At 67.3% G+C, this 12,508-nt stretch carries 17 protein-coding genes; 14 read left to right on the forward strand and 3 right to left on the reverse strand.

All coding sequences use genetic code 11. The features are described from left to right. The 12 genes from ACILQR_RS12245 to ssb form a co-directional block, all read left to right on the forward strand. The coding region (locus tag ACILQR_RS12245) for a hypothetical protein (RefSeq protein ID WP_395651684.1) at positions 1 to 209 on the forward strand (209 nt) is incomplete at its 5' end. Further along, positions 206 to 376, forward strand: a complete 171-nt coding sequence (locus ACILQR_RS12250) for a hypothetical protein (protein WP_395651685.1) — start codon at positions 206 to 208, stop codon at positions 374 to 376. The genes ACILQR_RS12245 and ACILQR_RS12250, both read left to right, overlap by 4 nt. After that, positions 373 to 687, forward strand: a complete 315-nt coding sequence (locus ACILQR_RS12255) for a hypothetical protein (protein WP_395651686.1) — start codon at positions 373 to 375, stop codon at positions 685 to 687. The genes ACILQR_RS12250 and ACILQR_RS12255 overlap by 4 nt, the downstream gene beginning before the upstream one ends. Then, a complete protein-coding gene (locus ACILQR_RS12260; RefSeq protein ID WP_395651687.1) occupies positions 684 to 1,064 on the forward strand; it encodes a M15 family metallopeptidase in 381 nt (126 codons plus the stop codon). The genes ACILQR_RS12255 and ACILQR_RS12260 overlap by 4 nt, the downstream gene beginning before the upstream one ends. A 5-nt stretch (positions 1,065 to 1,069) precedes the next feature. Then, positions 1,070 to 1,417, forward strand: a complete 348-nt coding sequence (locus tag ACILQR_RS12265; RefSeq protein ID WP_395651688.1) for a hypothetical protein — start codon at positions 1,070 to 1,072, stop codon at positions 1,415 to 1,417. Beyond that, positions 1,408 to 2,241 (forward strand): flagellin, encoded by an 834-nt coding sequence (locus ACILQR_RS12270; RefSeq protein ID WP_395651689.1) that lies wholly within the window; start codon positions 1,408 to 1,410, stop codon positions 2,239 to 2,241. The genes ACILQR_RS12265 and ACILQR_RS12270 overlap by 10 nt, the downstream gene beginning before the upstream one ends. 92 nt (positions 2,242 to 2,333) lie before the next feature. Then, the gene (locus ACILQR_RS12275) at positions 2,334 to 2,618 is read left to right on the forward strand and encodes a flagellar protein FlaG (RefSeq protein ID WP_395651690.1); all 285 of its coding nucleotides are present in this window, start codon (positions 2,334 to 2,336) and stop codon (positions 2,616 to 2,618) included. 145 nt (positions 2,619 to 2,763) lie between these two features. Beyond that, on the forward strand, positions 2,764 to 3,597 hold the full coding sequence (locus tag ACILQR_RS12280; RefSeq protein ID WP_271146635.1) for a flagellin: 834 nt from the start codon (positions 2,764 to 2,766) through the stop codon (positions 3,595 to 3,597). Between the two features lie 286 nt (positions 3,598 to 3,883). Then, positions 3,884 to 6,697 (forward strand): transcriptional regulator, encoded by a 2,814-nt coding sequence (locus ACILQR_RS12285; RefSeq protein ID WP_395651691.1) that lies wholly within the window; start codon positions 3,884 to 3,886, stop codon positions 6,695 to 6,697. Positions 6,698 to 6,790: 93 nt separating this feature from the next. Further along, entirely contained in the window at positions 6,791 to 7,471 is a 681-nt protein-coding gene (locus ACILQR_RS12290) for a hypothetical protein (RefSeq protein WP_395651692.1), read from the forward strand. 2 nt (positions 7,472 to 7,473) lie between these two features. Then, complete coding sequence (locus ACILQR_RS12295) at positions 7,474 to 7,914, forward strand: hypothetical protein (RefSeq protein ID WP_395651693.1); 441 nt, start codon at positions 7,474 to 7,476, stop codon at positions 7,912 to 7,914. Between the two features lie 140 nt (positions 7,915 to 8,054). Further along, on the forward strand, positions 8,055 to 8,570 hold the full coding sequence (gene ssb / locus ACILQR_RS12300) for a single-stranded DNA-binding protein (protein WP_395651694.1): 516 nt from the start codon (positions 8,055 to 8,057) through the stop codon (positions 8,568 to 8,570). Positions 8,571 to 8,604: 34 nt separating this feature from the next. On the opposite strand, the gene ACILQR_RS12305 is transcribed toward ssb, so the two are convergent. Beyond that, complete coding sequence (locus tag ACILQR_RS12305) at positions 8,605 to 8,985, reverse strand: type II toxin-antitoxin system VapC family toxin (protein WP_395651699.1); 381 nt, start codon at positions 8,983 to 8,985, stop codon at positions 8,605 to 8,607. Beyond that, positions 8,982 to 9,254: a hypothetical protein gene (locus ACILQR_RS12310; RefSeq protein ID WP_395651695.1), complete on the reverse strand. Its 273-nt coding sequence runs from the start codon at positions 9,252 to 9,254 to the stop codon at positions 8,982 to 8,984. Before ACILQR_RS12310 ends, ACILQR_RS12305 begins: the two co-directional genes overlap by 4 nt. A 98-nt stretch (positions 9,255 to 9,352) precedes the next feature. Here ACILQR_RS12310 and ACILQR_RS12315 point away from each other — a divergent pair, with 98 nt between their 5' ends. Next, the gene (locus ACILQR_RS12315) at positions 9,353 to 10,258 is read left to right on the forward strand and encodes a DMT family transporter (RefSeq protein ID WP_395651696.1); all 906 of its coding nucleotides are present in this window, start codon (positions 9,353 to 9,355) and stop codon (positions 10,256 to 10,258) included. Between the two features lie 10 nt (positions 10,259 to 10,268). Here the strand turns inward: ACILQR_RS12315 and ACILQR_RS12320 are convergent, their stop codons facing one another. Next, positions 10,269 to 10,826 (reverse strand): superoxide dismutase family protein, encoded by a 558-nt coding sequence (locus ACILQR_RS12320; protein WP_395651697.1) that lies wholly within the window; start codon positions 10,824 to 10,826, stop codon positions 10,269 to 10,271. 120 nt (positions 10,827 to 10,946) lie between these two features. Between ACILQR_RS12320 and ACILQR_RS12325 the strand changes: the two genes are divergently transcribed. Continuing rightward, the coding region (locus ACILQR_RS12325; protein WP_395651698.1) for a DNA topoisomerase (ATP-hydrolyzing) at positions 10,947 to 12,508 on the forward strand (1,562 nt) is incomplete at its 3' end.

The following is a 12,508-nucleotide window of genomic DNA, read 5'->3' on the forward strand; positions in this document are numbered from 1 at the left end:
CGGGCGGGGCGGGCTCCGCGCCTGCGACCCCTTCACTCTCCTGGGCGGGCGGCGGAGGGGGCGGCGGCGGTGCCTCGGTCACGACCGGCCATGACGGCGGCACAGGTGCCGTCGGCGCGGGCGGCGGCGGCGGCGGGGCCGGCGTCTCGGCCTCGGGTGCAGGCAGTGCGGGCGGCGGGGGTCTGGTCCGACTGGTGGCCATCGGATGAACGCCCTTCCGTACGGCCGCGACCCGACCGAGCCGGAGGTCGAGCTTCTGGATGCGGAGGTCTTCGAGGCCCCGCGCCGGCTCGGCCTCTGGGACCTGCGCGACCAGACCGGCATCCGCCCCGGTCTCCGCCCCTTCAACGAACCCGATCTCGAGGATGACCGATGACCGATCCCCTGATTTCCCAGACCGCCGTGCCGGTCACCCCCGATCCCCACGTCCGGGCGCCCGACATCCCGCCCCTGGCCGAGGGGCGGTGGCTGTGGCGACGCGTCTATGTCTTTGCGGTCAGCGCGGCCCTCTGGGCCCTGCTGGCGGCGGCGGTGCGCACGGCGACGCCCCAGACCCTGCCCCGGATCACCGACGGGATCATGGGCCTGCTGGCCCTGGTGCTGATCATCTATCTGGTCGCGCCGACGACCCAGCAGCTGATCGAGCTGATGGCCAATCTGCGTCTTCGTCTGGGAGGCCGGTCATGAACGTCCTCTCGCGCCGGTCCCGGGATCGGCTGGTCGGGGTTCATCCCGACCTGGTCCGGGTGGTCGAGGCCGCCATCGCCCGCACTCCGATCGACTTCATGGTCACCGAGGGCCTGCGCACGCGTGAGCGCCAGGCCGCCCTGGTCCGGGCAGGAGCAAGCCGTACCTTGAACTCGCGCCACCTGACGGGCCATGCCGTGGACGTCTGCGCCCTGGTCGACGGCAAGGTCCGCTGGGACTGGCCGCTCTATCCCCGCATCGCCGGGGCCTTCAAGGCGGCGGCGCTGGCTCTGGACGTCCCCGTCATCTGGGGCGGGGACTGGCCCCGCCTGCGCGACGGCCCGCATTTCGAGCTCGATCGATCCGGCTATCCCTGAGGCGGGTGCCGGAGCAATCGGTTGAAACGGTTGAAACGGTTGAAACGGTCGACGCCTTCACCCCGACCGTTTCGATCGCCGGTCTGGCCCGGGGGCTTCAGCGGCAGAAACTGCCGGGCGATCGGCAGAACTTGCCGGGCGACCCGATCTCTCCCGGCAGGTCTTGCCCGGTGCGAAGCGTGGTTAAGGCAAAGTACCGTAACGAAATCAACAAAACGGCGATCTGGCACGCCGCCCTGGCGATCGGCGTGATGTGGCGCGGCCCTTGCTGCCTGTCTTTCCGAGCAAAATGCTCCCGACGGCTAAAATGGCGGTCGGACACCTTGAAACAAGGACTTTCGTCATGGCGCTGAACAGCGTGAACACGAACTCGGGCGCCCTCGTCGCCCTGCAGAACCTGCAAGCCACGAACAACGAGCTGGCGACCACCCAGAGCCGCATCAACACCGGCAAGAAGGTCAACTCCGCAAAAGACAACGGCGCTGTCTGGGCTATCGCCCAAGGCCAGCGTTCGGAAGTCACTGCCCTTGGCGCCGTCAAGGACAGCCTGTCGCGCGGCTCGTCGGCCGTCGACGTCTCGATCGCTGCGGGTGAATCGGTTTCCGATCTGCTCATCCAGCTGAAGGAAAAGGCCCTGTCGGCGACTGACAAGTCCCTGACCACCGCTGCTCGCAGCGCCCTGAACGAAGACTTCAAGGCGATCCGCGACCAGATCACGACCGTCGTCACCAACGCCAAGTTCAACGGCGTGAACCTGCTGGACAACTCGACCGGCACCGGTGGCTACAAGGCCCTGTCCAACACGGCTGGCTCCACCATCAAGGTGGCGGGTGAAAACCTGTCGCTGGGCGGCGCCAATGTGACCGTTGCGGCCACGACCACCATCGGCACCTCGACCCTGGCCACCACGGCCCTGGCTGCGGTGAACACCTCGATCGACCGCGTTTCGGCCTCCCTGGCTCGCCTGGGTACCGGCTCCAAGGCGCTCGAAACCCACTCGACGTTCGTCGGCAAGCTGTCGGACGCCCTGGAAAACGGTATCGGCAACCTGGTCGATGCGGATCTCGCCAAGGAAAGCGCGAAGCTGCAGTCTCTGCAAACCAAGCAACAGCTGGGTGTGCAGGCGCTGTCGATCGCCAACTCCTCGTCGTCGATCCTGCTCGGCCTGTTCCGATAAACGACTAACGGCGGGCGGGGCCATCCGGTCCCGCCCGACCGCTTTTCACCCTTCTCATCGGGAGCGCCGAATCCTCCCCGGCGCCTGGAGCCATGGAATCACATGCCAAACTGAGTCTCGTCGCCCCCGCCGCCGTTCCGCCCGTGGCTCCCGTGCCCGTGGTCAACGAGCCCGCCAAGGCGTCTCGAGACGTCGCCGACAAGTTCTCCAGCTACCGGCTGGTGATTGAGGAAGGCCCCAGCCTGGGAACCTTCGTCTACAAGACCCTCGACAACGCGACCGGCGAAGTCATTCGTCAGTTCCCCCGCGAACAGGTCCTGCGTCTCGCCGAGGCCCGCCAGTACAGCGCAGGGTCGGTGATCGACACCTCCGCCTGACCCCACCGGTTTTTCGGCACCGGAACTGATCAACACAACCGCCAGGGCCCTCCCTGAGCGGGCGTTTCGCGTCGTTTACTTCCGTTAACCATACGCTCACGACTTGCCGCCATCCTCAGGAGAATCACTTCCGGGGCTACGAACAATGTCCAACAGCGTCCTGACCAACTCTTCAGCCGCCGTCGCGCTGCAGAACCTGACCGCGACCAACAATCGATTGGGCGATGTTCAGTCGCGGATCTCGACCGGCCTGAAGGTCCAGGGTGCCAAGGACAACGCCGCGGTCTGGGCTATCGCCCAGAGCCAGCGCGCTGACGTCGGGGCCCTCTCGGCGGTCAGGTCCAGCCTGGACCGCGCCACCTCGATCGCCGACGTGGCCCTCTCGGCCGGTGAATCGATCTCGGATCTGCTGAACCAGCTCAAGGAAAAGGTCGTCGCCGCCAAGGACACCTCCCTGGGCACCCAGTCCCGTTCCCTGCTGAACGACGACTTCAAGGCCCTGCTGCGCTCCATCAAGTCGGCGGTCGAAAACGCGGCCTTCGACGGCGGCAACATCCTCAACGGCTCGATCACCAACGGCATCCGGTTCCTGGCCAATGCAGACGCCACCTCGTTCGTGACCCTGGGCTCCAAGAACCTCAGCCTGTCGGGCGCGGTCATCTCCCTGGGTCTGGCCGACAGCCTGCTGACCCTGACCGGGGCCACCACGGCCCTGAACAAGCTCGACGCCTCCATCACCCGCGTCAACGCGGCGCTGGGCTCCATCGGCGCCCAGGCCAAGCAGATCGAGGCCCACAACATATTCGTGTCCAAGCTGACGGACACGCTGGAAAGCGGAATCGGCAATCTCGTCGACGCCGACCTGGCCAAGGAAAGCGCGCGCCTTCAGGCCTTGCAGGTCCAGCAACAGCTTGGGGCGCAGTCGCTATCGATCGCCAACCAGTCGCCGCAGATGATCCTGTCCCTGTTCCAGGGCTAAGGCCGTCAACGCTTCTGCTGGTGGGCTCCGATCATCACGGGGCCGGGGCGGCGGCGCGGCGCATGGGCGCGGTCGCCAAATCCATAGAGCGCAAGGATAGACTGAACCACCGACGCAATGCACATCGTGACGCTCCAGCGTGTCGAGAGCCCCATCGCCGGCGCGCAACCGCTCACCGAACCTTGCTCTCCTGCGAGGCGAATAATGCATGATTCGAGCGCGGGTTCCCGGTTCTGTTAACAGCCCGTTACGCCTGTGCCCCTAGACTGTCACACAGGAGGTCCGTGTGACGTCGATCAACAATAGCTATCTGCTTGGGCTATACGGCGGGTCATACGACCCGACGGCTTCGGCTGCCTTCACGTCAGCGATCACCAAGAAGGCCCAGCCGACCGCTCCCTGGTCCTCCTCCGCCATCCCTTCACAACCCGACGCCCTGATCCGCTCGGCGCTCGGCGGCCGCAAGCTGATCAACGAGGACGCCGCACAGGTCGACGTCAAGGGTGCCTCCACCGACTACCGCAAGCTGTTCGCCCTCTATCAGGGGCTCGAGACGCTGAACGCGCTCACCAACCGCGCCTCGGCCACCGGCCTGACCACGACCGAGTCTGCCCAGCTGGCCAAGCGGTTCACTGCCGGCCTGGCCGAGATCTCCGCCTATGTCGGCAAGGCCGGCTTCGAGGGCGTTCGGATGGTGCAGGGGACCTCGACCTCCCTGTCCAAGACCACCGCCGCCGTGCCCCGCGACAGCGCCGTCTCGATCACCGGCCCGGTCCACGAGGGGGCGCTCGACACCCCCGTCACGGCTTTCCAGGGCGACGTCCAGTTCGATATCACCATCAAGGTACCGGTCGGTCTGGGTACCCAGACGACTGCCGTGCCCATCGATCTGGCCGGCATGGGCGCGACGCCCCGCACCCTCGACAACGTCACCACCTTCATCAACGGCAAGCTGGAGGCCGCAGGCTTCCAGACCCGCATCGGCCGCCAGCAGATCGTCGCCGAGCCCAAGACCGTCCAGGTCAACGGCAAGCCCGTGACCCTGCCCGCCGGTCCCGACAAATGGTCCCTCGCCATCCGCGGCACCTCGACCGAGACCGTAGGCTTTGCGACATCCAAGACCTCCGACGCCGTCTATGTGGTCCAGACCTCGGGATCTCCGGCCCAGACCACCAGCACCACCGTCAACGGCGTCACCACCACCAAGACCACCGCCGCCGCGACCCTGACGACCGAGCTGCTCAAGTTCCAGAGCGACGGCGGCACCGCCGACGCCCCCACATCCGGCAATGTCGGAGAGACCCAGTGGGTCGATGGCCGGGTCTCACAGGAAGACCTGCCCGACGGCATCTCCACCATCCGCGCCAGCGCCGTCGGCCCCGACGGGTCACTGTGGCTGGTCGGAGACCTGGCCTCGGGCTCGGACACCCAGCCGATCAAGGGCACGCAGGACGTCGCCCTGTTCAAGTACGACACCGCCGGCCGGCTGGTCGCGACCCGGACCCTGGGTGCGGCCTCATCCGCCTCGGGCTATGCCATCGCCGTTGACGCCGACGGCAATGTCGCGGTCGCCGGCTCCGTCACCGGCGCGCTGAACACCTCCAGGACCGACGCCGGCAAGGCGGGCGAGGTCTCCACGGTCGCTGACAGCTTCGTCACCGTCTTCAACAAGGACGGGGAGGAGACCTGGACCCAGCGTCGGGGTGCCCGCGCCGCCGACGAGGCCACCTCGGTCAGCTTCGGTGCCGACGGCACGGTCTATATCGCTGGTCGGGCCCAGTCGGCGATCACCGGCTCGGTCGGCGTCGGCGGCTGGGACGGCTATGTCCAGGCCTTCAAGGCGGGCGAGCCCTATCCGACGGCCGGGATCACGGCCAAGGCCATTGGCACCAGCCAGTTCGGCACGACGTCCGACGACAGCGTCGACGCCATGACCATCGACGGCTCCAACCTCTATACCGCCGGGGTCGAGAACGGCCGGGCGGTGGTGCGTCAGTTCACCCTGGACGGTGCCGGCGTACCGACCCTGGCCGCCACCCGTGATCTCGGCGAGATTTCGGGCGACATCTCGGGCGTGGCCGTCTCGGGTGGCAAGGTCATCCTGACCGGGACAAGCCGCGATTCAGGCCTCGCAGCCGGGACCACCACCGTCGCCCATTCCGGTGGCAAGGACGTCTTCGTCGCCGCCCTGTCCACCAACCTCGCGGCCTCACCGGCCGACAGCCTGAACTGGTTCGGGGGCGCGGGCGACGACAGCGCCGCCGACGTCAAGGTCCACGACGGCAAGGTCTGGATCACCGGCATCGCCGACCGCGACCCCGCCGCCAAGGCCACCGACCCGACCAAGGGCTATCTGGCCCGTCTCGACCCTCTGACCGGCGCGGTCGAGTACGAGAAGACCTGGTCCGGCGACGGCGATCAGGCCAAGCCCCTGACCCTGGCCGTGGCGTCGGGCGGTGCCAGCGTGCTGGACCGTCTGGGTCTGCCCAAGGGCGAGATCGACCAGTCGGATTCCAAGTCCCTGATCGCCGCGACCTCCGTGCGCGTCGGCGACCGCTTCTATGTCTCTCCGGCGGCGGGGGGGCGTGCGGTGCCCGTCACCATCGAGGCCAAGGACACGCTCCAGACCCTGGCGCGCAAGATTTCCGTCGCCTCGGGCGGCAAGCTCAAGGTCACCGTGGCCTCCGAAGGCGGTTCGGTCACCGGAAAGGACGGCGAGACCACCACGACCACCGGCGGCTTCCAGCGCCTGTCGATCGTGGCCAAGGACGGCAAGACAGGCGCGGTCCTGACCTCGGGCGAGACCGGCCGCGATGCCCTGGCCGGTCTGGGCCTGTCGGCGGGCTTTATCGGCATGAACGTCGGCGACGGGGCGCTGCGCACCTTCGGTCTCAATCTGCCGGGCAACCTGTCACTGTCTGATGCCGCCACCATCAAGACCTCCGGCGAGAAGATCCAGGCCGCGCTCAAGGCTGTGCGTGACGCCTATCGCGAACTGGCGCCCAAGACCGACAACTCGGCCAATAGCGGCACGGTCCCCGCCTATCTGACCGCACAACTGGCCAACTATCAGGCCGCGCTCAGCCGCCTGACGGGATAGCGTCGTTCACCTTCGTTCACCGTGGTTGGCGGTTGACGCCGAGGCGTCCGGCGGCGTTATTGAGCACCACCTGCCACGCGAGTGCCTTGCGCAATGCCTGTCGACAACCGAGTGATCCTGGCGATCGGCGCCGGCCTGGCCATCCTGGCCGCCGTGGTCCTGGCCCTGGTCTTCACCGGCGGCCGTGACGAGACGCCTGAGGCCCCGCCTGCGTCGCGCGGGGGCCTGACCGTCGATCTCGCCGACGCCCCGGTGCTGGACACCACGCGCGAGCTGCGCTGCTTCGTCAACGGCCAGTATGTCGGCCTGGCCACCCTGCCGGACTGCGCGCGCCGCAACGGCGTGGCCACCGACGCGCTCGACGTCGGCCTGGACGAGACCGGCGCTCTTGCCGCTGCCCCGACCGCCGCCTTCGCCCCGCCACCGGCCGAGCCCGGGATCGCGACGGGTGACCTGTCGGGCCAGCCTCAACCTGCATCCCCGGGGGATTTTCAGACCGCCACGCCGGTTCCGGCCACCTCCGCGAACGGCAGCCCCTGCCTGCGCCACACCGGGTCGGAATGGCGCACCGTGTCCAATTCGATGAGCCTGAGCCAGTGTGTCCAGGCCCTGTATTCCGGGGCCTGTGTCCAGCGTCTGGGCGACGCCCAGTATGGTCGCTCAGGCGACGTCACCCTTCGCCTGGTGCCGCGCCGGGTCGAACAGTCCAACGACAACAACCGCTTCCGCGTCCTGGCCGAACAGGACCGCAATTGTCAGTTCCCGAGCCTGTAACCATGCGCACCCTTGTCCTGACCGCCGCCCTGGCGGCCTCCGCCGCCGTCCTCGCCGCCTGCACGCCCGAGGTGAAGGCCCCGGCCGAGAACGGCGTCTGCTATGCCGTCGTGAAGCCCGCGCCCGGCGAGAAGGGCGAGGTCCGCTTCAACCGACTGGCCGACAACCAGCCCCAGATGGAGGCCTGCGCGGCCCGTCTGGAGGAGATGCGCCTTCGCTTCCTGCGCATGGGCGGCTCCCAGACCGAGGTGATCGGCTCGTATCAGGGCCTGTACCTGTTCATCGACCGGGCCGGCGTGTGGCAGTCCCAGAAACTCGACGGCCCCCGCTTCTTCGCCCTGGCCCGCACCGGCGACGGACGTCTGGCCGTCCCCGGCGCGATCGACCGGTCGCCGGTCGAGGCCGTGGTGGCCCCACCCATGCCGGGCAAGGCCGCAAATTAGCGGAACAAAGCTGGAACATCCACAGCGTTTCGTTTACAGGACGTTAATCCGTCTTGGGTCGGCCCGCGCCGACGCGCTAGGCGGGATCATTCAAGCAAGCCGCGCCGAACCGCGCGGGGCAGACAACGCGAGAGAACATCATGGCGGGCAGCGTCAACAAGGTCATTCTGGTCGGCAATCTGGGGCGCGACCCCGAGATCCGGTCCATGCCGAACGGCGACCGCATCGCCAACCTGTCGATCGCCACCTCCGAGACCTGGCGCGACAAGTCCTCGGGCGAGCGCAAGGAAAAGACCGAATGGCACCGCGTCGCCATCTTCAACGACAACATCGTCAAGGTCGTTGAGAACTATGTGAAAAAGGGCTCGACCGTCTACATCGAAGGCGCGATGCAGACCCGCAAATGGACCGACAAGGACGGCGTCGAGAAATACACCACCGAGGTCATCGTGGGTCGCTTCAACGGCCAGCTGACCATGCTGGGCGGCCGTGACGGCGGCGGGGCGTCCCAGGGCGGCGGCTATGGCGGCGGGGCCGGCGGCGGTTCGGGCGGTCGCGGCGACGACGACTATTCCTCGGGCTTCTCCACCGGCGGCGCCAACAAGCCCTCCGGCCCCCGCGAAAGCTACGACCTCAACGACGACATTCCTTTCTGATCGGGGGCCGTTCTGATCGGATTCAAGGACGCTGTCAGTCCCAGACGGCGTCCTTGAAGTGACGAAGGATGTGACCGTCTGCGGTCAGCAGACGCGCTCCGTCAGCGATGGCGTGGGCCGTCACCAATCTGTCGATTGGGTCACGGGTCCAGGACAGTTTCCGTGACGCCTCGGCGATTTCTGCAAATGGGGTCTTCGATATTGACAGGTTTTGCACCTGTCCGGCCGCTGACAACACTCTGTCGGCGGTCGCCTTGATCCGCTTTATCTCATGAAGAATCTCGAGCTCCAGAATTACGGAGGGCGAGATCACCCAGTCTTGCGAGCGCGCGAGCTTCAACGCCGCCGCGCCCAAGACATTGGGGCGTCTCTCCGAGAGCCAGAGCAGTACATTGGTGTCGAGGTGAACGCTCAGCGCGGGTTATCCTCCGGCGTCCACTCCAGATGGGCACCGTCTGTAATATCGCCGGGATCGAAATCAGCCGCGTCGTCTCGCACACCCAGCGCCATGGCAGCGTCGAATTTCGCGATCCGGGCCTCCATGGCGGTGTCAGTGACGACGCGGGCGTCAAAGGTCACGACCTTGCCCCGGCGCCGGATGCGCAAGGACTCGCCGGTTTCGAGCATCCGGTCGATGACCCGGAACAGGTCCTTGCGAAGGTCGGTGGCGGTCATTTCGATCATGCGTACATCCTGTTCCTCAAAGGCGTACATGTCAAAACGAAACACCCCGTCACCCATCTTGACGCGCCATTGCCACACCCCTGTGGCATGACGCCCCGGTGACCGTACCTGACAAGCCCCACAGCCCCCTGACCTCGCTCGAGATCGCCGCCATCGTGGCGGTGCTGGTGATCTGGGGCGTCAACAATGCCGCGGCCAAGGTCGCGACCGAAACCATGTCGCCCCTGCTGGTGGCGGCGCTCAGGTTCGCTCTGGCGGCGGCCTGTCTGGCCTGGTTCGTGCGGCCGCCATTTCCGGACTGGAAGAGCCTGGCCATCATCGTCGTGCTGGGTGGGCCGATCCATTATGGACTGATCTATCTGGCCTTCTGGCTGGCCCAGGACGTCAGCCCGGTGTCGGTGGCGGCCCAGATGTGGATCCCCTTCACCGCCCTGTTCGCCTTCATACTGCTGGGCGAGCGACTGTCGAAACTGGCGCTCGGCGGCATGGCCGTCGCCTTCCTGGGCGTCGCCTGGATGACGCTGGACCCCCACGCCTTTGAGGACTGGAAGGCCATCCTGGTGGGGATCGCGGCCAGCGGCTGCTGGGCCATGACGACGGTGATCGCGCGACGCACCACCTCCATACCGCCGCTCAAGATGCAGGGCCTGCTGGCCCTGGTCGCTCTTCCGGGACTGGCCGCAGCCTCGGCGGTGTTCGAACGTGACCAGGTCGCCCAGATCCTGTCCGCCACGCCCCTGGTCTGGGTCTGCATCCTGTGGGCGGGCATTGCGTCATCCGTCGTCGCAACCAGCCTGACCTTTTGGCTGGTCCAGAGGCGCGAGGCCGGGCGCGTGACGCCCTATCTGCTGGCCACGCCGGTCGTATCGATCGCCATCGGCTGGGGCCTGCTCGGCGACGTGCTGACGGTCCAGATCCTGGTCGGCGCGACCCTGACCATGGCCGGGGTGGCGCTGGTTGCCCTGGCCGAGCGCGGGCTCAGGGCCGGTGCTGCCCGCGCCTGATCAGAGCGTCTTACGAGGGACGGAACACACCGCAGGCGATGCGGGCCCCGGCCCCGCCGATCGGCTGGCTGACATGGTCGTCACGGTTGGCATGGACCAGGAAGGACACGCCATCGGGGTCCAGCAGATCATGATCTGCTCCGGCGACATAGACCTCGGCATGGGCCGAGCCGTCCGCCGCCGCATGGACGTTCTGCAAATCGCCCAGATCGGGCCCGCCGCCGCCGTTCAACAGCCCGTGCGGGCGGGCCTCGGCATGGTTCACATGAGCCCCCGCCGAGGTGAAGCCGGGTCCCTCACAGGTGCCGACCGCGTGCAGGTGGACGCCGTGCCAGCCCTGCGGCCAACCCTTGCCCTCGACCACGAACAGCACCCCCGAAGGGCCCTTGTAGGCGGTCACCATCCCGGCATCGCCACCGTCCGCCGTCTTCAGCGCAGCCGTCGCGACGGGCTGAGGTGCCGGTGCGGTCGTTGCGGCGGGGGCGGGGGCTGCCGTCTGGGCCACGGCGCACCCCCCGGCCATCAGGGCACCGGCGGCGAGGGAAACGGCTAGAGCGGGGATACGCATGGATGATCCTTTCACGGACGAGGCCGAAGCCGTCGCAAACTTTGCCAGCGGACGCCTCGGATGCTAGAAAACGCGACAGCGGATCACGTTCCGATTCCGGCCACTTAAAGCCTCAAATCCTTGACTGACGACAGCTACGAAAACGCCGCACCTCCTGCAGGTACGGGCGGTTCCGACATCTCTACCATCACGATCGAGGACGAGCTGAAACGCTCCTACCTCGACTACGCCATGAGCGTGATCGTCAGCCGCGCGCTGCCCGATGCGCGCGACGGCCTGAAGCCGGTTCACCGCCGCATCCTGTATTCGATGCACGACCTGAACATGACGCCGGAGCGCAGCTATTCGAAGTGCGCGCGCGTGGTCGGTGACGTGCTGGGCCGGTTCCACCCGCACGGCGACGCCTCGGTCTATATGGCCCTCGTGCGCATGGCCCAGCCCTTCTCGATGGGTCTGATGCTGGTCGACGGCCAGGGCAATTTCGGCTCGGTCGACGGCGATATGCCCGCCTCCATGCGTTACACCGAGGCCCGGATGGCCCCGGCCGCCAGCGCCCTGCTGGCCGACATCGACAAGGACACGGTCGATTTCCAGCCGAACTACGACGAAAAGGAGCTGGAGCCCGTCGTCCTGCCGGCGCGGATTCCGAACCTGCTGGTCAACGGCGCGGGCGGCATCGCCGTCGGCATGGCCACCAATATCCCGCCGCATAATCTGGGCGAGATCATCGACGCGGCCGTGGCCCTGCTGGACGATCCGGACGTCTCGGACGACGCCCTGCTGGACATCGTGCCGGGTCCCGACTTCCCGACCGGCGGCGAAATCATGGGCCGCACTGCGCCCCGCAACGCCCTGCGCGACGGTCGCGGCTCGGTCGTGGTGCGCGGCGTCGCCACCATCGAGACGATCCGCAAGGATCGCGAGGCCATCGTCGTCACCGAACTGCCCTATCAGGTCAACAAGCTGACCCTTCAGGAGCGGATCGCCGAAATGGTCCGCGAAAAGCGGATCGAGGGCATCTCCGACGTCCGCGACGAGAGCGACCGCCAGGGCATGCGTCTGGTCATCGAGCTGAAGCGCGACGCGTCGGGCGACGTCGTCCTGAACCAGCTGTGGCGCTTTTCGGCCATGCAGTCGTCGTTCGGCGTCAACATGCTGGCCCTGAACCACGGCCGCCCGGAACAGATGGGCCTGCGCCAGCTCCTGGAAGCCTTCCTCGAGTTCCGCGAGGAAGTCGTGGTCCGCCGGGTCAAGTTCGAACTGGCCAAGGCCCGCGACCGCGGCCACGTCCTGGTTGGTCTGGCCGTCGCCGTGGCCAATATCGACGAGGTCATCCACATCATCCGCTCCTCCGCCGACCCGGCCGAGGCGCGCGAGCGGTTGCAGGCCAAGCCCTGGCCCGTCGCCGACATGATCGCCCTGGTCGAGCTGATCGCCGATCCGCGCTCCATGCTGATCGACGGCGACAAGCTGAACCTGACCGACGAACAGGCCCGCGCCATCCTGGGCCTCACGCTCAGCCGCCTGACCGGCCTGGGCCGCGACGACATCTTCGCCGAGGCCCGCGCCCTGGCCGACACCATCCAGGGCCACCTGACCATCCTGTCGGACCGCGCCAACATCCTGCAGATCATCCGCGACGACCTGCTGCTGGTGAAGTCCGAGTTCGCGGTGCCGCGCCG

It is taken from the genome of Brevundimonas sp., assembly GCF_044239655.1.
GTDB lineage: Bacteria > Pseudomonadota > Alphaproteobacteria > Caulobacterales > Caulobacteraceae > Brevundimonas.